Origin of the sequence: Kineothrix alysoides (genome assembly GCF_000732725.1) — a bacterium.
GTDB lineage: Bacteria > Bacillota > Clostridia > Lachnospirales > Lachnospiraceae > Kineothrix > Kineothrix alysoides.
Map to the genome: position 1 here is coordinate 906,315 of NZ_JPNB01000001.1, position 20,791 is coordinate 927,105.

At 45.0% G+C, this 20,791-nt stretch carries 18 protein-coding genes and 1 tRNA gene; 17 read left to right on the forward strand and 2 right to left on the reverse strand.

Annotated features, from left to right (window positions below; translation table 11 throughout):
• Positions 1-72: 72 nt before the first annotated feature.
• The 14 genes from CC90_RS0104355 (at position 73) to CC90_RS0104425 (ending at position 13,770) form a co-directional block, all read left to right on the forward strand.
• Positions 73-1,242: an ATP-binding protein gene (locus CC90_RS0104355; protein WP_031389600.1), complete on the forward strand. Its 1,170-nt coding sequence runs from the start codon at positions 73-75 to the stop codon at positions 1,240-1,242.
• A 195-nt stretch (positions 1,243-1,437) separates the two neighbouring features.
• Positions 1,438-1,596, forward strand: coding sequence for a YezD family protein (locus CC90_RS23585; protein ID WP_081905867.1), 159 nt, complete (start codon positions 1,438-1,440; stop codon positions 1,594-1,596).
• Between the two features lie 101 nt (positions 1,597-1,697).
• A tRNA-Cys gene (locus CC90_RS0104365) sits at positions 1,698-1,769 on the forward strand.
• Between the two features lie 43 nt (positions 1,770-1,812).
• Positions 1,813-2,565 carry an amino acid ABC transporter ATP-binding protein gene (locus CC90_RS0104370; RefSeq protein WP_031389601.1) on the forward strand — a complete coding sequence of 251 codons (753 nt, stop codon included), beginning with the start codon at positions 1,813-1,815 and terminating at the stop codon, positions 2,563-2,565.
• 26 nt (positions 2,566-2,591) lie between these two features.
• Positions 2,592-4,070, forward strand: a complete 1,479-nt coding sequence (locus CC90_RS0104375; RefSeq protein WP_031389602.1) for a nitrogenase component 1 — start codon at positions 2,592-2,594, stop codon at positions 4,068-4,070.
• Positions 4,070-5,428 carry a nitrogenase component 1 gene (locus CC90_RS0104380; RefSeq protein WP_031389603.1) on the forward strand — a complete coding sequence of 453 codons (1,359 nt, stop codon included), beginning with the start codon at positions 4,070-4,072 and terminating at the stop codon, positions 5,426-5,428. The genes CC90_RS0104375 and CC90_RS0104380 overlap by 1 nt, the downstream gene beginning before the upstream one ends.
• A gap of 54 nt (positions 5,429-5,482) precedes the next feature.
• Complete coding sequence (locus tag CC90_RS0104385) at positions 5,483-6,418, forward strand: transporter substrate-binding domain-containing protein (RefSeq protein WP_051869282.1); 936 nt, start codon at positions 5,483-5,485, stop codon at positions 6,416-6,418.
• 45 nt (positions 6,419-6,463) lie between these two features.
• On the forward strand, positions 6,464-7,177 hold the full coding sequence (locus tag CC90_RS0104390; RefSeq protein ID WP_031389605.1) for an amino acid ABC transporter permease: 714 nt from the start codon (positions 6,464-6,466) through the stop codon (positions 7,175-7,177).
• On the forward strand, positions 7,174-7,875 hold the full coding sequence (locus tag CC90_RS0104395; RefSeq protein WP_031389606.1) for an amino acid ABC transporter permease: 702 nt from the start codon (positions 7,174-7,176) through the stop codon (positions 7,873-7,875). The genes CC90_RS0104390 and CC90_RS0104395 overlap by 4 nt, the downstream gene beginning before the upstream one ends.
• 23 nt (positions 7,876-7,898) lie before the next feature.
• Positions 7,899-9,038 carry a trans-sulfuration enzyme family protein gene (locus CC90_RS0104400; RefSeq protein ID WP_031389607.1) on the forward strand — a complete coding sequence of 380 codons (1,140 nt, stop codon included), beginning with the start codon at positions 7,899-7,901 and terminating at the stop codon, positions 9,036-9,038.
• A 16-nt stretch (positions 9,039-9,054) separates the two neighbouring features.
• Complete coding sequence (locus CC90_RS0104405; RefSeq protein ID WP_031389608.1) at positions 9,055-9,456, forward strand: NifB/NifX family molybdenum-iron cluster-binding protein; 402 nt, start codon at positions 9,055-9,057, stop codon at positions 9,454-9,456.
• 39 nt (positions 9,457-9,495) lie between these two features.
• Positions 9,496-11,109, forward strand: coding sequence for an L-serine ammonia-lyase, iron-sulfur-dependent, subunit alpha (locus CC90_RS0104410; protein ID WP_031389609.1), 1,614 nt, complete (start codon positions 9,496-9,498; stop codon positions 11,107-11,109).
• 170 nt (positions 11,110-11,279) lie between these two features.
• The gene (locus CC90_RS0104420; RefSeq protein WP_031389610.1) at positions 11,280-11,861 is read left to right on the forward strand and encodes a TetR/AcrR family transcriptional regulator; all 582 of its coding nucleotides are present in this window, start codon (positions 11,280-11,282) and stop codon (positions 11,859-11,861) included.
• Between the two features lie 133 nt (positions 11,862-11,994).
• Positions 11,995-13,770, forward strand: coding sequence for an oleate hydratase (locus tag CC90_RS0104425; RefSeq protein ID WP_031389611.1), 1,776 nt, complete (start codon positions 11,995-11,997; stop codon positions 13,768-13,770).
• A 197-nt stretch (positions 13,771-13,967) separates the two neighbouring features.
• On the opposite strand, the gene CC90_RS0104435 is transcribed toward CC90_RS0104425, so the two are convergent.
• Positions 13,968-14,591: a TetR/AcrR family transcriptional regulator gene (locus CC90_RS0104435; protein WP_031389612.1), complete on the reverse strand. Its 624-nt coding sequence runs from the start codon at positions 14,589-14,591 to the stop codon at positions 13,968-13,970.
• A gap of 223 nt (positions 14,592-14,814) precedes the next feature.
• Here CC90_RS0104435 and CC90_RS0104440 point away from each other — a divergent pair, with 223 nt between their 5' ends.
• Together CC90_RS0104440 and CC90_RS22085 are read left to right on the forward strand one after the other, a co-directional pair.
• Positions 14,815-16,668, forward strand: coding sequence for an urease accessory protein UreH domain-containing protein (locus CC90_RS0104440; RefSeq protein WP_031389613.1), 1,854 nt, complete (start codon positions 14,815-14,817; stop codon positions 16,666-16,668).
• Positions 16,669-16,911: 243 nt separating this feature from the next.
• Positions 16,912-17,517, forward strand: a complete 606-nt coding sequence (locus CC90_RS22085; protein WP_242843241.1) for a DUF2318 domain-containing protein — start codon at positions 16,912-16,914, stop codon at positions 17,515-17,517.
• A gap of 32 nt (positions 17,518-17,549) precedes the next feature.
• Here the strand turns inward: CC90_RS22085 and CC90_RS0104455 are convergent, their stop codons facing one another.
• Complete coding sequence (locus tag CC90_RS0104455) at positions 17,550-17,891, reverse strand: winged helix-turn-helix transcriptional regulator (protein WP_031389615.1); 342 nt, start codon at positions 17,889-17,891, stop codon at positions 17,550-17,552.
• A gap of 412 nt (positions 17,892-18,303) precedes the next feature.
• Here CC90_RS0104455 and CC90_RS0104460 point away from each other — a divergent pair, with 412 nt between their 5' ends.
• Complete coding sequence (locus CC90_RS0104460) at positions 18,304-20,790, forward strand: heavy metal translocating P-type ATPase (protein ID WP_031389616.1); 2,487 nt, start codon at positions 18,304-18,306, stop codon at positions 20,788-20,790.
• The last annotated feature ends 1 nt before the right edge of the window (position 20,791 follow it).

Here is a 20,791-nt window from a genome sequence, read left to right on the forward strand (position 1 = left end):
ATAAGTTTTTCATACGTGGCTTTGAGCTTGCAGTCCGAAGTCTGCAGGCATTGGAAGGACATGATTATTAATATGGGACAAGGAATAGATATCACAATCGCGCAGTTGGAAGAACTGGGAAAACAGGATTACATGCTGGTTGATGTCAGGGATGAAATATCCTTCGGACACGGATATATACCCGGAGCGGTAAATATCGGTATGAGCCGGATAGAACAGGGAGATTATGAGCTGCCGAAGGATAAAAAGATTATATTATACTGCGGAAAAGGAATTATCAGCGCAGACGCAGCAGGACTTTTGAATGCGCGCGGCTTTGAAGCATATAACCTGCGAAGCGGCTACGGTGCATGGCTTCTGTCCTCTTTAGAAAAAGAAGCGGACAGAGAAGGTGCGGAGGAAGCCAGATGTGAAGAAATTGAAAAAAGCATTAAAAAGAAATTCCACAAAGCACTTTTTTCCAGATTCGCCAAGGCAATAAACACCTATGAGCTGGTAAAGGAGGGGGATAAAATCGCCGTATGTATATCCGGCGGCAAAGACTCCATGCTCATGGCTAAGCTGTTTCAGGAGCTGAAACGGCATAATAAATTTCCTTTCGAGCTGGTATTTCTTGTAATGGACCCGGGCTACAACGAGACAAACCGTAAAGTGATTGAGAATAACGCCAGATTGTTAAAGGTTCCTATTACTGTCTTTGAAACGAATATTTTTGAATCCGTCTATGAAGTGGAGAAATCTCCCTGCTATCTCTGCGCGAGAATGCGCAGAGGCTATTTGTACAGCAAGGCAAAGGAGCTTGGCTGCAACAAAATCGCTTTGGGGCATCATTACGACGATGTCATCGAGACGATATTGATGGGAATGCTATACGGCGGACAGATACAGACTATGATGCCGAAGCTCCACAGCACTAACTTCGAAGGCATGGAGCTGATACGCCCGATGTATCTCATTCGCGAGGATGACATTAAGCACTGGAGAGATTATAATAATCTGCACTTTATTCAATGCGCCTGCCGCTTCACAGACAATTGCACTACCTGCCGGAGTGACGGGAGTATGGGCTCAAAGCGGATGGAAATCAAGGAGCTGATTAAGCAGCTTAAGAAAGTGAATCCATATGTAGAGGGTAATATTTTTAAAAGCATGGAAAATGTAAACCTAAGCACAATCGTTGCATATAAGGAAAACGGTATTGTACACAATTTCTTGGATAATTATGATAAAGTAGAGGAATAGCGCACTTATTGAAGAACCGATACTGCCTCATGCCGTAAACTACGAAAAGAATTTGGCGCAGCACGCTATAGATTTTAACTATAGCGTGCTGTAATTTTTATCTATTAGCGCAAAAGAAGATTATTTGATATTATTTTCACAACGACAATGAGACAAACATATATGTATACTATGCTATGGGCGATGAGGTGTGTCATGATGAAAGTAGTGCATCAAAAAGACAGTATAAGTAATCAGGAATGGAATAAAATCAAGGAATATATTGAGGCGATTTCCTATGGTTCTGTAACAGTTGTAGTGCAGGATGGAAAGATTATTCAGATTGAGAAGAATGAGAAAGTAAGATTAAAATAGGGACTATATAGATGAAAAGGACAGTAGAGGCTGACCGGAAAACCGGAGGCTTCAAAGCAGACATATGTACTGCTTTGAAGCCTCCGGTTTTTTGCAAATCAGGTGTCGTAGCCAAATGGAAAGGCAAGAGTCTGCAAAACTTTTACATGCTGGTTCGAGTCCAGCGGGCACCTCTTCGCTTTATAAAAAAGAAAGTGACGCTGAGAGGAGATTAAAATGCTGGAAATTAAGGATGTACATAAAAAATTTGGAAACAATGAAGTGCTTAAGGGAGTATCTATTACCGTGGAAAAGGGTGATGTAGTAGTCATTTTAGGACCAAGCGGCTCCGGTAAGACGACCCTGCTCCGGAGTATTAATTTTTTGGAGCGGGCGGATAAAGGCACTTTGCACTTTGATGAGGTGTCTTTGGATTTGAAACACGCTTCCCACAAGGAAGTGCAGAAAGTTAGAAAAAAGACAGCATTTGTTTTTCAGAACTATAATCTCTTTTCCAATAAAACAGCTTTAGAAAATGTAACAGAAGGTCTGATCATTGGGCGGAAAGTGCCGAAGAAGGAAGCGGAGGAAAGCGGAAGACGGGCATTGGATAAGGTAGGTCTTTCCGATAGATACCATTATTATCCAAGCCAGCTTTCCGGAGGGCAGCAGCAGAGAGTTGGAATTGCAAGGGCGGTGGCAGTGAATCCGGATATCATTTTGTTCGATGAACCGACCTCCGCGTTAGACCCGGAGCTGATCGGGGAAGTTCTGAATGTTATGAAGGAACTGGCAAAAGAAGGAACGACCATGGTAGTGGTAACCCATGAAATGCATTTTGCAGAGGAGGTAGCAAATAAAGTCATATTCATGGATGACGGAAAAGTGCTGGAGGAAGGAACACCGCAGGATATTTTTTCCCATCCAAAGGAGGAAAGAACAAAGCAGTTTTTACACCGGATACTGCCGGATTTTGATTACGTCATATAAAAATGAAAAGAGAGGAAATGGAAAAAATGAGTATCAATTTATCAAATTCACAGGTAAATATTCGCGACAGCCGCCTGGGCTCTATTACATCCTATCATGGAGATGCCCAGACTCTGATAGACCAATCCAAAGATAGGGCGCTCCACTTTAGAAACCGTTCCTACAGCCAGTGCAGCGACTGCTCTCAAGGATGTGCGGAGACACTGGTGTACCATATCCGTGGGGCGGCAGTGGTGACCCACGCACCGATTGGCTGCAATGCAGGTGTTTCCGGACAGAATTACACAGCACGGGCAGTATCTGTGGCAAGAGGTCAGGAAATACACAATGTACATATGATCAGCACCAATATTCAGGAAAAAGACACCGTTTATGGCGGACTGGAAAAACTGCGCGAGACAATTCAGGAGGCTTATGATCGTTTTTCTCCATCGGCTATATTTGTCACCTCCTCCTGCGCGTCCGGCATCGTAGGCGATGATATTGAAAGTGTTACTTGCGAGATGGAGAATGAATTGGGAATTCCTGTGATTCCGGTGTTCTGTGAAGGTTTCAAATCCAGAGTATGGACTACAGGTTTTGATGCAGCCTATCACAGTATCTTGAGAAAACTGGTAAAACCGCCTCAAAAGAAGCAGAAGGATCTTGTTAATATTTTTAACTTTCAGGGCGGCGATACCTTTAGCTCTCTGTTAAAGAAAATGAACCTGAGAAGTAATTATCTGGTACCCCTTGCTACAGTAGAACAGCTGGCAGAAATGTCAGAGGCGGCCGTCTCCGTCCATATGTGTGAAACCTTGGGTACCTATATTTCCGCCGCATTGGAGGAGCAGTATGGTGTACCTGAGGTAAAGGCACCGGCACCCTTTGGAGTAGAATGGACAGATAAGTGGATTCGTGCTATTGCCAAAGAAACCGGCAGGGAAAAACTTGCCGAGAAGGTGATTGCACAGGAGCATGAAAGAATTGCGCCGCAGCTTCAGGAAATCAGAGAAAAACTGAAAGGCAAGAAGGTTTATGTCTTTGCGGGTGATTCCTTTGCCCATAGTCTGGCAAATCTGGCAATCGATGTAGGTCTGGAGCTGGTGGGCATCACGACATTGCATCATGACCAAAAGGTGGATAACACAAACAGTGAAGAGCTGATCACATTGGATAACCTGATCAAAAGCAGAGGAAATATAACCGAGTTTTCGGTATGTAATAAACAACCCTATGAGGTAATAAAGATTTTGAAGCGCCTGCGTCCTGACGTGATGATTGTGCGTCACCAGGGATTGACGGTTCTGAGTGCCAAGTTGGGGATTCCGGCTATCAACGAAGGCGATGCTAATGCCAGCGTAGGCTATGACGGTGTGATTAAGTTTGGTAACCGCGTTTATGATGCACTCCGTACAATTAAATTTGAAAAGAATATTGCAGCGCATGTGAAGTTCCCTTACAGCAAATGGTGGCTGGAAGAGGAACCGGATCCATTCTATTTTGAAAAGGAGGAAGAAAAATAATGAGTACAATTATTGAGCAGCCCCGATATTCCTGTGCACTTTCTGCGCTACAGACTGTTCTTGCAATACCCAGAGCACTGCCCATTGTACATGCTGGACCGGGTTGTGCCTCCAAAGCTTTTGGAGCGGTAGCAGGAGCAGCAGGTTATCAGGGCGAAGGCTTTGGCGGCGGTGCGGCGGTGACCTGTACAAACACCGGAGAAGAGGATGTGGTTTTCGGCGGTGAAAATAAACTTAGGAAAACGATTGAAGGAGCGCTTAAGGTGCTGGACGGCGATTTGTTTGTCGTAGTATCAGGCTGTACATCAGACATTGTGGGTGACGACTCCATTCATGTGGCAGAGGAATACCGCAAGAAGGGCTATCCGATTGTAGGCACGGAGACGGCTGGCTTTAAGGGAAATAATTATTATGGACATGAAATAGTGGAACGAGCAATTATCGAAGAATTCGTGGGGGATGTGGAACCGCAGGTGAGAAAAGGGCTTGTTAATGTCTTTTCGGTAGTTCCCTATCAGGACCCGTTCTGGCGGGGAGATCTGCAGGAAATCAAAGGACTGCTAAAGGGTATCGGTCTGGAAGTGAATATTCTGTATGGCTATGAATCGAAGGGAGTAAGCGAATGGAAGGACATTCCGAATGCACAGTTTAATCTGGTGCTGTCCCCATGGATGGGAGTGGATATCGGAGAGCTGCTCAAGAAAAAATATGAAACTCCTTATCTGCATTATCAGGTTTTGCCTGTAGGCGCTCAGGAAACAAGCCAGTTCTTGCGAACCGTGGGTGAATTTGCAGGACTTCCCAAGGAACAGGTAGAAACAGTAATCACAAAAGAGGAAGATGTGTTTTACCAATATCTGATTTCAATTACAGATTTTATCGCGGATTTGCGCAATAATCTTCCGCATGAGTTCTATACGGTGGCAGACAGTGCTTATGCTCTTGGTACAAGCAAGTTTCTGGTAGAGGAACTAGGATTTATCCCAAGAGGAGTTTACATTATTGACGATGCTCAGGGCAAAAATGCCAAGCTGATTGAGAAGGCAGTGGATGGGCTTGGAAAGGAGTTTCAGGGCTTAGTCAGAATAGAAGCGGACGGCGGACATATTGAAAAGGATATCCGTTCTAAAATCAATAGTGGAAAGAAATCCCTGCTGCTTGGCAGCACATGGGAAAAAAATCTTGCTGCGGAGACGGCAAGTGAACATTTGTTTTTAAGTATTCCAATCAATGACGGAGTGGTTGTCAATAGAACCTACCTCGGTTATAAGGGCGGGTTAAGGCTGCTCGAAGACATCTATGACGGAATATTCAAAAATGGCAATATTGCCAGAACAACACTGACCACACTTGGCTAAGGAAAGCTGACTTAAAGTGTGCGATTGCGCTAAGGCGCGGGAAAGGAGAACATTATGAGGAAATATGGAGTATTAGGATTAGGAATTGTGCTGGCGTTAGGAGCCGGCACTCTGGCAGGTTGCGGAAACGCTGCAGCAGCGCAGACATCACAGGCAGCCGGCACATCTGCGGAGCAGGCAGTACAGACAGCAGACACTGCCGCAGATGCGGAGCAGCAATCGGAGACAGCAGAAAACACAGAAGTGCGGACAATCAAAATCGCACATACGGAAAACGGAGTTCCCTACGGCTATGTGGATGATGACGGAAAGTCTACCGGTTATGATGTAGAGGTACTGCGCCTGGCGGATGAATTGATTCCGGAGTATGCATTTGAATTTATAGGGACAGGCTCCTCCACAGATGCCTGGGTTGGCGCGCAGGAAGGAAAGTACCAGATTGCCATTACTAACAGCTTTTATACGCAGGAGCGTGCGAAGAACTATATCATTCCGGAGCACTGGTTGGGAGCCTGCCTTGGAGGCATTATTGTCCGAAAGGAAAACGCAGATGTAGACAGCTTTGAGAAAGCTTCCGAGCAGGGGTTTAAGCATGTGCCGATCAAGGCAGGAGATGGATGGCAGTTCGTTCTGGAGGATTACAATGCCAAACACCCGGATAAACAGGTGGAATTTGAATTGACAGACAACGAAGACTGGTCAGTAGGAATCCCATATGTGGCAGAAGGCAGGTATGATTTGTTCGGAACCATTAAGACTTTGTGGACCCGTGCAGTGGAAGCAGAGGACGGTGCTTATCATGATTTGTATGACGATCTGGTATTTAATGAGTTCCTCGGTATAAAGACTTATACGTTAATTAATAAAAATGAGGCGGACCTTGCAGAGAAGATCAACGATGCACTGATTGAACTGGAGAAAGAAGGTAAATTGTCCGAGGTTTCCATACAGTTTTATGGTGAGGACCTTACACAGTACATAGAAGATTAGTGAGCTGGGAGACTTCGGGTACTTCCACATTAAGGAGTGAGAACTATGCTTCGATTTAATACTGAAATTTTTTGGGAATCATTTCCCCAGCTTTTACGGTATTTGCCGATTACCTTTGAAATGATTTTTTTATCGCTGCTTTTAGGCGTCATATTGAGCCTGGCACTGGTGGTTATGAAGCTGGGTAAAAGAAAGGCCTTGAGAAAATTTTCGAATGGATACACTACGGTCATACGCTGTACGCCAAGTATTGTATTACTCTTTTTGGTATATTATGGACTGCCCAAAGTCGTTGCCCGGTTTGGCGTGAATATTGACGAATGGAATAAACTTTTTTTCGTAGTTCTCACTTATGCACTGATGAGCGCAGGAGGCTTGTCTGAGGTAATGCGCTCTTCCTATGAAGCTATTCCAAGAGGACAGACGGAAGCAGCATTAAGCGCTGGTTTAACAAGACTTCAGACCCTACGGCGGATTGTGTTACCACAAGCTTTTGTAGTAGCGCTTCCCAATTTAGGCAACACGGTAATTTCCATCCTGAAAAACGGGGCATTGGCTTATACCATTGGGTTTGCAGATATGATGGGAAAGGCTACCCGCATCATTGCCAAGCGTTATACCACTTATGCATTGGAGACTTATGTTGCTTTGGCAATCATATATTGGGTGATATGTATTCTGATTGAACAAATTATTAAATTTGGGGAACAAAGATTGGAAAAACGAAAGATTAAGGCGGCAAAGGAGGGAATCGGATGAACTGGACTTTTCTTTATCAGACACTTATTCTGGTGCTTCATGGAATACCGATGACTCTGTTTCTAACGGAAGTCTCCCTGCTTTTTTCGGTGCCGCTTGCTTTTGGCATTGCCCTTGTAAGAAAAAATAATGTAGCTGTTCTTGACAAGATATGTGCTGCATATGTTTCCTTTATCCGCGGAACACCAGTTATTCTGCAGATTTATGTAATATATAATATTGTACCAAGTATTTTGGCGGTACTGTTTGAAATGTGGGGCATAGACTATCCGGTTTACGAGATAAATCCGGTAATTTACGCCATTATCATCTTTTCCCTAAGTACATCGGCAACAATGTCGGAGGTAATCCGTTCTGCTCTTGCGACGGTGGACAAAGGACAGTATGAAGCTGCGGTAACCATAGGATTAAGCGGCAGGCAGGCATATTTCAGAATTGTTTTTCCGCAGGCGCTGGTGGCTGCAGTTCCCAACCTGTGTACTCTGGTAGTGAATCTAATCAAATCTACCTCGCTGGCATTTGCAATGACTGTACAGGATATAACAGCCATTGCCAAAATCGAGGCTGCTTCCGGTTATAATTACATAGAGGCATATCTTGATATTTTTATTGTGTATCTGGTATTGTGCTCTGCAGTCGAGCAAATTTTCAAACTGGTGGAGTGCAGGCTGAAACGATATAAATCAGCAACCATTTAAGGAGAAAGGTAAAAGATAGTATTATGCGAGAAAAAACGAATTTTGTGCATGGATATAGTGGTGTTTCTAAGGATACAGGGGCAATCAGTTTTCCTATTTATCAGGGAGTTACCTTTGCGCATCCGGCATTGGGGGAGAATACAAGGGGGTTCGCCTATGCAAGGGCGGACAGTCCGACCCGACAGGAATTTGAGAGAAGCCTTGCCTTGTTAGAACATGGGGTGCGTGCATGGGCGTTCTCCAGCGGGATGGCAGCTATTTCTGTGTTTATTAAGCTGTTTGATGTGGGAGATCATCTGATTGTATCGGAGGACCTGTACGGAGGCACCTATCGGCTGTTTACGGAGGTTTATGAAAAATACGGTCTTACTTTTGACTATGTGGATACCAGTAGCCCGGAGAAAGTAAATGCGGCAATCAAACCGAACACGAAGGGAATCTTTATAGAAACACCCTCCAATCCGCTGATGCATGTCACGGATATAAAGGCGGTGGCTGAGCGGATGAAGGAAATCGGAGCGGTAGTAGCGGTGGACAATACTTTTTTGTCTCCCTATTTTCAAAAGCCGCTTGATCTGGGGGCAGATTTTGTTATTCATAGTGCTACAAAATATATTGGAGGGCACAATGATGTGCTTGCAGGAGCCCTGATAGTAAAGGATGAAAAATGGATAGAGCCGATTTTCACGATGGCGATGTCAGAGGGCGGCACTTTGGGTCCAAGTGACAGTTGGCTTCTCTTAAGAAGTTTAAAGACACTGACAGTTCGTATGGAAAGGCAGCAGGAAAACGCCATCAGGATTGTAGAATATATGAAAAAACATCCGAAGATAAAAAGGGTGTTTTACGTAGGAGATGAGAACCATCCGGACCGGGAAGTTACACTGAAACAGACCACAGGTTTTGGCGGGATGATTTCGTTTGCCCTAAAGAACGGGGAGAAGGTACCAGAGATTCTGAAGCGGTTTCAGGTTATCACTTTTGCGGAAAGTCTTGGCGGTGTGGAAAGCCTGATCACTTATCCGATGATCCAGACTCATGGAGCAATTCCAAAAGAAATGCGGGAGCGGCTTGGGGTCAATGATAAGCTTTTGCGACTGTCGGTAGGAATCGAGGATGTGGACGATTTGATTGAGGATTTAGAACAGGCGTTATCTATTTAGCGGAAGGAGATAATGGATGGCATACAGGATTGCGGTAACCTCCTCGGACGGGAGCCATGTAGATGAGCATTTTGGACAGGCTGAAGACTTTTGGGTCTATGAGGTGGAGGAGGAGACAGGAATTACCAGCTTGGTTGAAAGACGGAAGATAAAGCGTAGCTATCGGAATCGGATGTGCAAAGAAGAAGTTTCTGACTGCGGTGGCTGCTGCGGAAGGGACGACGGCTATGTGTCCTATGTGGCGGAGCAGTTGCAGGATTGCATTTTTTTGCTTACCGGGCACATTGGCAAGAAGCCATATAAAACACTGGAAAGAAAAGGAATCGCAAGTCTGGAAACGCCCTATGGATTGGAGGAAGCAGTTGCCAAATTGAATATTTATTATAGAAGATGTTATAGGAAAAATAGGAAAGTATAGAAAAAGCTTAATTTCGGCGCATGAAAGGAGATGCAGACTGTGGCAAAGATTTTTTATCCAGATTTTTTTAATGATGTATTTGGTCCCATTATGCAGCCCGGTTCCAGCGGTTCATTTGCCGGAACCAGCCGCGTGGGCAGGATAGCGGGGAGTCTTTTGAGGGATGAGGTCAGGAGTGTGGAGTTTTGTTTTAACAAAAGCGAAGAAGGAAGATTTAAACAACTGGGAAACATGATGGATGACAGAGGCTTTCTGGGGGGTGTAATGGGTTTTCCTACCGATGATGTCCGCCTTTTCGATGCTCATAAAATAGCCAGAGAAAAAGGGATTTCCTATCGTTTTGTGCTGGGGGACAGAGATAACGGACATAAAGGAAGCGTGACGATTACAGTGTCTGGAAAAAAGGAAGAAACAGCCAGCCTTATTGGTGCCTCTGTAGGGGGAGGCATGACTCGCATTTATGAAATAAACGGCTTTGCGCTTTCGTGGCAATCAGATACCTACGGTGTACTCATCGAAGCGATACGGAAGGAAGGAATCACAGAACAGCTTCAGCGGTTTGAACTGGTGTGGAAGCAGACGCATGTGGAGACCACTTTACTTACGTCCGCCGATGGAAGAGACGCATATTTTATTGAGTTATCCGAAGCGCCTTCCAAGGAGGAGCTGGACAGTATCTTTAAGGGACAAAAGGTAATATTGCTTCCGGCTGTGTTGCCGGTAGTGACAAAAAGGAATAAAAAGCCGCAGTTGTTTAGCACAGTGGAGGAATGGAGAGAGGTGGCAAAGGAAAGAAAGATTTCCTTTGTACAGGCGGCAATTGAATACGAGAAAGCATCTTCCGGCTGGAAGGATGAAGAAATTTGGGACTTCTTTGAAAAGATAGCTGATATTTTAAACAAGCAGATACATTCATTGGAGACCATAGGTTATGAAAATGCTTTAGACACACCGCTTCTGCCGGTTTATGGTAAACAGTGGAAAAAGTATCTGGACAGAGGAAACCCACTCAGCGATCCGCTGACCAGACATATTCTGACACATGCCTATGCGGTCAATGCCAAATTGCCCGGAGTGCTGATCGTGCCGGGACCTATGGGAACAGGCGGAGGCTACCTGTTTTCGGCATTGGACGCCTTACGTGAGGAGCGGGGATTTTCCCATGAGAAATTAGTGGAATCGCTAGTAGTGGCCGCTGCTCTTGGGGCCATTGCCTATACTCACACCAATGCCAGCGGTGAGGTGGGGTGTGTGGGAGAGTCAGGAGTATGCTGCGCTATGGCTTCCGGTGCGGCTGCCTGGCTTGCCGGAGGTGATGGGGAGATGGTGGAGCATGCAGCCTCCATGGCACTTCAGGCCAATATGGGCTTGTGCTGTGACCCCATACCAGGTGGTCTGGAATTCCCCTGTATCACCCGTACCTTGCGGGCAGCCGTGACAGCGCCCATGTATGCGGAAATGGCACTGACGGGAATCGATCCTTTGATTCCATACCACGAATGTCTGCAGGCGATTGAGCTGCAATTTAGAAGAGTACCAAAGAAGTTTCTATGTGGAAATGAGTGTGGCTGCAACACAACGCCAACAGCAGATAAGTGCCGCGCCTTTCTTACAAGTCAGATGCAGGGCAATCTGCAGTATCACCGGGAATGATAGCTGACCATGATGCCAAATCGGCGGAAGCATGAAAAACGTAAAGCTAAATATAATTGTTGCGTATAAAGAAAACGATGTTGTTCACAAATTTATGAAAATATATGGTAATATAGATGCATAATATTTCTATTGACGAACCGATACCGCACTGGGAAAGGAGCAGCTTCATGTCGCAAACGACGAAACGGGCTCTGGAAGCATCACTTAAAAATCTGCTTTTGAAGAAGCCTTTGGATAGAATTACGATTAACGACATTGCCGAGGACTGCGGCATCAACCGCATGACCTTTTACTATCATTTTAAGGATATTTACGACCTTGTGGAGTGGTCCTGCGTGGAAGACGCGACTAAGGCTCTGGAAGGTAAGAGGACCTACGATACTTGGCAGCAGGGCTTTTTGCAGATTTTTGAGGCTGTTTTAGCGAACAAGCCGTTTATTATGAATGTCTATCACTCTGTCAGCAGAGAGCAGGTGGAAATTTATTTATATAAGCTGACCTATGATTTGATGATTGATGTTGTGGAAGAGAAGGCGGATGGGATGACTGTCCGGGATGAGGATAAGAAATTTATCGCCGATTTCTATAAATTTGCATTTGTCGGTCTCATGTTAGATTGGATCAAAAAAGATATGCGGGAGAACCCGCAGACTATCATCGACCGCCTGGCGATTCTCGTGCATGGAAATATTTCTAATGCTCTGGAAAGCTACCGTACGGATAAAAACACATCAAATTCCAAAAAATGATAAAACTTTTTACAAGTTCTCCCTCTGTGATAAAAATCTTATCACGGAGGGATTTCTGTTTATTGTGAGATTGAAAAAGAATTGTTAGCATATAACTATCAAAAGGAAATAAATTATACAGGAGGTTATGATTATGTATTATTCAAGCGGTAATTATGAAGCGTTCGCCCGCCCTTTAAAGCCGGAGGGAGTTGACGGAAAATCGGCGTATATAGTCGGCAGCGGTCTTGCAGCCCTTGCAGCGGCCTGCTTTCTTGTCAGGGACGGACAGATGGCGGGAAAGCATGTCCATGTTCTGGAAAAAGACCCTATTCCCGGAGGAGCCTGTGACGGCTATCAGTATGAAAATGTTGGTTACGTTATGCGAGGCGGACGCGAGATGGACAACCATTTCGAGTGCATGTGGGATTTGTTCCGCTCCGTTCCATCCATTGAAACGGAAGGTGTTTCCGTACTCGATGAATACTACTGGCTGAATAAGGAGGACCCTAACTATTCTCTTTGCCGGGCTACGTTAAACCGCGGAGAGGATGCCAATACGGAAGGGAAATTCGATATCTCGGATAAAGGTGCCATGGAGATTATGAAGCTGTTTTTCACAGCCAATGAAGAACTTCAGGACAAGCGTATTACCGATGTGTTTGACAGCGAGGTGCTGGATTCTAATTTCTGGATGTATTGGCGTACCATGTTCGCTTTCGAAAACTGGCACAGCGCTTTGGAGATGAAGCTCTATATTCAGCGCTTTATCCATCATATCGGCGGTCTGCCCGACTTCAAGGCGCTGCGTTTCACCAAGTACAATCAGTATGAATCCATGATTCTTCCTATGATAAAATATCTGGAAGGCTTTGGCGTACAGTTTCACTACGGTGTCAAGGTAGTAAATGTGAAATTTGACTGTGCCGGGGGCAAAAAACAAGCTACGAGCATAGAACTGATCAGAGACGGTAAGGAAGAGAATATAGACCTTACTGAAAATGACCTCGTATTCATCACTAACGGCGGCTGTGTGGAGAACTCGACTATCGGTGACCAGAATACGCCGGCAGACTATCAGACAGCAATCAAAGCCGGCGGCGGCTGGGATATGTGGCGTAAGATCGCGGCTCAGGACAAGTCCTTCGGCCGTCCGGATAAATTCTGCTATGATCCGGAACAGACCAACTGGATGAGTGCTACTGTCAACACCCTCGACCAGCGTATAGTTCCTTACATTCAGAATATTTGTAAGAGGGACCCATTCTCCGGCAAAGTGGTTACAGGAGGAATTGTCACCGTAAAGGATTCCTCATGGCTTTTGAGCTGGACCATCAACCGTCAGCCGCAGTTTCGCAATCAGCCTAAGGATCAGCTCCTTGTCTGGGTATACGGTTTATTTTCCGATAAACCCGGCGATTATGTGAAGAAACCCATGCGGGATTGCACCGGCAAAGAAATATGCATGGAGTGGCTGTACCATATCGGCGTACCGGAAAAAGAAATTGAAGATATGGCTGAAAACGGTGCAAATACCGTACCTTGTATGATGCCGTATATCACTGCGTTCTTCATGCCCCGCGCATACGGAGACCGTCCGGACGTAGTGCCGCAGGGCGCCGTTAACTTCGCTTTCCTCGGCCAGTTTGCGGAGACGAAGCGGGATACCATCTTTACTACCGAGTATTCCATCCGTACCGGTATGGAGGCGGTTTATACTTTGCTGAATATCGACCGGGGCGTACCCGAGGTATGGGGAAGCGTATACGATGTACGGGATTTGTTAAATGCTACCGTTCAGCTTCGCGACGGTAAGAAAGCTACCGATATGAAGCTGGGATTCGTGGAAAAGATAGTGGTTAAAGAAGCACTGAAAAAAATAGCAGGTACAGATATTGAAAAGTTATTGAATGAATATCATGTGATTTGATAAAGATGAAAAACAGCGGTTTTGATTTTATTTTTCAAAAGCGCTGTTGTTTTCTTTTTTGGCGGACTTATCTTTACTATCCCTCATACAATATGGTTTTGACTTTTTCTTGGAATGCCGCTCAATACACAGCGTACAATTAGAATGCCTTTTGCATTTGGTTTTTGGACACGGACAATTATCATTTTCATTATTTATCATCTTGAGTCCTCTTTACTATGAAACAGTACGCCGCTGTCAATTCCCAAGATATTAGCCGTAATTTCAGGCAGTAACTTGAGAGTCTGCGGTATGCTATTGGCAGGGGCCTCTGCACCTGAACTTAATGCACCTAATGCCCCGTTTATGATAAAGCTTGCGTAAAAATGCGAATTATCCAAAGAAAACAAGTTTTCTTCCATTCCTATTTTCAAGACTTCTTCTAAATAAGGAGTTATAGCGGTGGTCATTCTTTTTGTCAGCTTATAAATCATAACGTCGTTCGACGGATGAAAAAATGTTTCCATTCCCAATGTCTTACCTGACATTTGCTTAATCAAGTTCATTATTTCCGAAAACTTGTCAGCAAAAGTAGTATTAGTATTGTCCAGTATCCTAATGATAGCTTTTTCGTAATCACCTGCCCATTTTTCAACAAGTGTTTCTAACAGTAACTCTTTACTTTCAAAAAATTGATAAAATGTACCCTTTGCACCTTTTACGGCATTCATTATGTCACTTATGGAAGTTTCATCATATCCATTGGTAATGAAAAAATGCTGGGCTGCATTTATAATTTCTTGCGTCCACTGTTCAGGGGATTTTTTTATAGGACGAGCCATAGGATTCACCTCATAATAATTATTGACTTGAAGTCATTAATAATTTTACTACTTGGATTGAGCGATGTCAATAAATTAATGACCGAAGTTCAATAATATTTATAATAGGAAAGTGCGTCTATTACATTAAAAATAAATGCGATATTAAAAATTTTTTCTTCTCCATAACTTCTACAAATTTGTTTTATATACTCATGCCATAAGATTAAAAGGAGGACGCCAAATGAAATCGGGTGTAAAATCCAAAACATTGCGAATCGGCGGCATGACTTGTGTCAGCTGTCAAAATAAAATTGAAAAAAAACTGCGGAATACCGCAGGCATACAGTCCGCTGCGGTAAGCTATAACGCAGGGACTGCCCACGTCACATACGATACGGACATTATTTCTTTAAAAGATATTATTTCTGTTATTGAACGGCTGGATTATGAGGTGCTGACGGAAAATGATAAGGGGGTATCGGGAAACAGCCGAACAGTAGGGCTGCTTCTCATAATTTTCTCTCTCTATATTATCATACAGCAGTTTGGCCTTTTGAATTTGCTCGTTCCAAGTCAGCTTGCGGAAACGAATATGGGATATGGGATGCTTTTTGTTATAGGCCTGATCACATCGGTACACTGTGTGGCCATGTGCGGCGGCATTAATCTGTCGCAGTGCATTCCGGTAAGGCCTCTGGAAGAGGAAAGCAGCCGTTTTGCTTTTCTCAGACCGACATTCTTATATAATTTCGGACGTGTGATTTCTTATACCGTAGTAGGCTTTATCGTTGGAGCACTGGGCTCAGTATTTACTTTTTCCGATACGATGCAGGGAGCTTTGAAACTGGCGGCGGGAGTTTTCATGGTAATTATGGGAATCAACATGCTGGGAATATTTCCATGGCTTCGCAGATTGAATCCCAGGATGCCCAAGGTATTCGCCAGAAAAATCAATGCAAAAAAGGGAAAAAGCAAAAGTCCTCTTATCGTAGGTCTCTTAAATGGATTAATGCCCTGCGGCCCCTTGCAGGCCATGCAGATTTATGCCCTTTCCACCGGAAACGCTTTTGCGGGGGCGATGTCCATGTTTTTGTTCAGCATGGGAACCGTACCCTTGATGTTCGGGCTTGGCGCGGCAGGAACGGCACTTGGCAAAAAGTTCACAAATAAGATAATGACTGCCGGAGCGGTGCTGGTGGTAGTACTGGGCTTATCCATGTTTTCACAAGGAGTAAATCTGGCGGGAATATACCAGCCCTTATCCTTTGCAAAAGAAGGCGGCAACGGGCAGGCAGATATTGTAGGCGAGAAAACAGAGGATGGAGTGCAGGTAGTAAACAGCACGCTTTCCTCCGGCAGATATCCCGATATTACCGTTCAGGCAGGGATGCCTGTAAAATGGGTCATCGATGCGCCCCAGGGCAGTATCAACGGATGTAACAACGAAATGATCATTCGGGAATACGGTATCAAGCACAAATTTACAGACGGTGAAAACATCGTAGAATTTACCCCTACGGAGACGGGAACCTTCCAATATACTTGCTGGATGGGTATGATCCGCGGTTCCATTACCGTAGTGGAAGGCGGGGAAGATACCTCTTCGGGGCCTATCGCTTTTGATACCACTCCGGCTGCCCCTGAACCGATACCTTCCGACTATGTGATTCCGGTAGAAGATATTGCCATAGCAGAACCCATAACGGATGAATCAGGCAACAATATACAGCAAATAAACGTAACGCTGACGGACGACGGTTTCCAGCCGGCAGTTGCGGTCATTCAGGCAGGTGTGAATGTATTATGGAACATCGATAACCAGTCCACGAATATGCAGGGCTTGGATGAAATAATTGTGCCTGCATATTATGCGCAGCTCTCCCTGGCGAAGGGTGAGAACCCTTTATACTTTGCACCCTCGGCAGATTTCGAGTTCTATGACGGAAGCAATCAGTTTTTCGGATATATAAAGGTGGTAGACAGCTTGGATAATATTGATTTGGACGCGGTAAAAGCGGAGATTTCCTCTCATGAGACGCTTGTATATCCGCAGGAATATTTTACGCAGCAAGCAGGTGCATCTTGCTGTCAGTGAGATTATGCAGAAAGGAGCTAATAGCATGGATTTCTTATTGAGTCACTGGCACTGTATTTTGCCGGCAGCAGCAATTTTAATCGGGGTGCTTCTCGTAGGACGTAATAAAAAGCGGGACGAAGACTAGTGTGATGTCCCATTCATAATTAGTCAAACAGTACTGCCTGTTTAACTAAAAATGGATGAGACAGCACACTGGACAACTTTAAAATAACAAAATAAAGGTCAAAAGGAGAAAAGAAAATGTTTTCATTTAGTGAGAAAATAGCTATGAAGTCTAACGGAAAAAGTAATGAAATAAGCGGAGGGAAAAAAGAAAAGAAATTCAGGAGAGGTGCGTCATGTATAGTTTTGATACTTTTACCCACACTTTTATTGGCGGCTTGCGGGCAGAAAGATAATGCGGTTTCTGAAACGGAAACCGCAAAAGTGCAGCAGCCTATAGAAGAAGGTACTTCGAATGATGTGAAAACCGAAGCATCGACAGGAGAGGACCTGATCATTCCCGTTTCGGATATTACAGAGGAAGCTTCTTTTTATCCGGTTACAGTGGATGGAATCGATATGGAGGTCATAGCAGTCAAGGCATCTGATGGAAGCATCCGCACCGCTTTTAATACTTGTCAGGTATGCTACGATTCCGGCAGAGGCTATTACAAGCAGGATGGCGACAAACTGGTATGTCAAAACTGCGGTAATCAGTTCCCGATGGATCGCGTGGAAGTAGAAGCCGGAGGATGCAACCCGTGGCCGATTTTCGATGAAAACAAAACGGTGACGGATGACGCCATTACCATACCTTACAGCTTTTTACAGGAATCCGAGCAAATATTCTCCAATTGGAAATAAGCATGATATTTTACTGATTTTACGAAGGATTATTATTCAAGATGCATGGAACAATTTATTTCCATGCCATTGTTTTTAAGATAATCGGAGCCCCAGCCATACATGGCTGATAAAATAGGGTGAATGCTCATCCCCAGCTCAGTCAGGGAATATTCCACCTTGGGAGGTACCACCGGATATACCGTGCGACATATTAAATTGTCCTCTTCCAATTCCCGAAGCTGCTGGGTGAGCATTTTAGGGGTAGCCTGCGGAATAAACTTGCGCAGCTCTCCGAAACGAAGCGTGGAATCGATCAAATGCCATAGGATAAGTGCTTTGTATTTACCTCCGATCATTTTAAGGGTAGTTTCTACAGGGCAATTATAAAGCATAACGCATTCCTCCTTTATTATTCGAATTGAAAATAGGCGATTGTGTAATTCATAACATTCCAAATGATATCCAAAACTTTTATTACTTAGATAATCATATCTTAGAAGATTCATAACTCGAAAGTTTCGTAACTGTCTATAGCCTATATTGACGTAACAATTATTTGGACTATAATACAACGCCGGTGGTCAAAGGTCAAGTGCCGGGAAGTGGAAAAAACACTATAGTACCTTTTTAGGTACTATTATACAATAAAGTGCGTAGTTGCAAAAAGAATTATTTACGCTAAAATGAAATTATGACAAAAGCAATTACAAAAAATGATCTTGCAAGAGCATAATAGTTGCTGATTCCGCAATGGCCGGAATTCTAAAATATGCAGATATGGAATGGAAAGGAGATAAATACAAGATGGAAAGTCGAGTATTAGATATACATGGCATGACCTGCGCAGCTTGTGCCCAAAGAATTGAAAAAACTGTCCGCAAGCTGGATGGCATCGAACAGGCGAATGTGAATCTTGCCAGTGAAAAGCTGTTCGTAGAATATGACAGCGCCCTGATTGAACTGGATGCTATTAAGGACAGAGTAACTAAAATAGGCTATGAGGTGGTAGAAAAAGCCGCCAGCCAGAACGTAACGATTCCAATCGGAGGAATGTCCTGCGCGGCCTGCGCAAAGAGAGTGGAAAAGGCAGTTGGAAAGCTGGAGGGTATAGAAAACGTATCGGTAAACTATGCCACCGAAAAAGCTTCAGTGTCTTATTTTCCCCAGCAGGTACGGCTTTCTGCCATCCGTGAAGCCATCGAGAAAGCCGGGTATCAGGCTCTGGAAGCGAATAAGGCGGATGCAGCCGACGAGGACAGAATACGAAAGAAGAAGGAAATACGCACTCTTTGGACGAAATTCATCGTGTCTGCGGTATTTTCCCTTCCGCTGTTATATATAGCGATGGCCCCCATGATTCAGTTCGTGCGCCTTCCGTTTCCCTCAGGGTTAAACCCCATGCAGTTTCCTCTTATTTATGCGATGCTGCAAATCATACTGGTGGCTCCGGTTATCGGCGTAGGCTACAGATTTTATACGATAGGATTTAAAGCCCTCTGGCAGAGAAGTCCGAATATGGATTCCCTTATCGCGGTAGGAACCACATCAGCAGTCATTTACAGCGCTTATAATGTATTTCAGATTGCAAAAGGAAACTTTCATGCGGTAGAATCTCTATACTTCGAGACGGCAGGAGTTATCATAACCCTGATTCTTCTTGGAAAATCGCTGGAGGCAGTTTCCAAGGGACGTACCGGAGAGGCCATCAAAAAGCTGATGGGGCTGGCTCCCAAAACGGCAATCATTATTCATAATGGAGAAGAAAAGGAAATACCGATCGATGAAGTGGAAGTGGGGGATATCATTGTTGTAAAGCCCGGTGCAAAGATACCTGTTGACGGAACGGTAATCGAAGGAAATACCGCAATCGATGAATCAATGCTTACCGGCGAGAGTATGCCGGTGGATAAAAAGGCGAATGACGAAGTCTATGCCGCATCTATTAACACGACCGGAACCATACGTTTCCGTGCGGAAAAAGTCGGAAGCAATACGGTTCTTTCACAGATTATCAAGCTGGTGGAGGATGCGCAGGGCTCAAAGGCTCCCATCGCTCAGATGGCGGATATCGTATCCGGATATTTCGTACCGGTAGTCTGCCTTATTGCCCTTCTGGCAGGAGCAGCATGGTTCTTCGGAACGGGCGGAGATGTGAAGTTCGCGCTGACCATTTTTATTTCGGTGCTGGTAATTGCCTGCCCTTGTGCGCTTGGTCTCGCAACACCGACGGCCATTATGGTCGGTACGGGAAAGGGTGCGGAGAACGGCATTTTGATCAAAGGCGGCGAAGCGTTGGAAATCGCTCATAAAATTAATACTATTGTATTCGATAAGACGGGTACGATTACGGAAGGAAAGCCCACAGTTACGGATGTATTGGCGACTGGGGGAACGAAAGAAGAGCAGCTGCTTCAAATCGCGGCTTCGGCGGAAAAAAGCTCCGAACATCCCCTCGGGCAAGCGATTGTGGCTAGGGCAGAAGCGAAAGGATACGACATCCTCAAGGTGGATAGCTTTACCTCCATTACGGGACGCGGCATTGAAGCACTGATAAGCGGTCAGACCGTTTTGGCAGGCAATCGTAAGCTGATGGAGGAAAGAAATATCGGTTTAAAGGATTTCGAATCGGCTTCCGACCGGCTGGCGGAGGAAGGTAAGACTCCTATGTATATAGCGCTTGACGGCGAGTTGGCAGGCATTATAGCCGTGGCGGACGTAGTAAAGCAAAGCAGCAGGGCTGCTATCGACAGCCTTCACAAAATGGGCATCGAAGTAGCGATGATTACCGGTGATAATAAGAGAACGGCCGCAGCCATCGCCCGTCAGGTAGGTATTGACCGCGTGCTTGCGGAAGTGCTTCCTCAGGATAAGGCAAGCGAGGTGAAGAAGCTTCAGGAAATAGGCCGGAAGGTAGCGATGGTAGGCGACGGCATTAACGATGCGCCGGCGCTGGCTCAGGCGGATATCGGTATCGCAATCGGCTCCGGCACGGATGTGGCGATGGAAAGCGCCGACATCGTGCTCATGCGCTCCGACCTTATGGATGTTCCTACGGCAATTCATTTGAGTAAAAAGACAATTTTAAATATAAAAGAAAATCTTTTCTGGGCTTTCGGCTACAACGTAATCGGTATTCCGGTTGCTGCCGGCTTGCTCTATTTGTTCGGCGGTCCGCTTCTCAACCCGATTTTCGCGGCGGCAGCCATGAGCTTAAGCTCGGTTTCCGTGCTGACTAATGCCCTGCGGTTAAAGAGATTCAAGCCCGTTACGGCGAAAGGAGAGGTGAACTGAT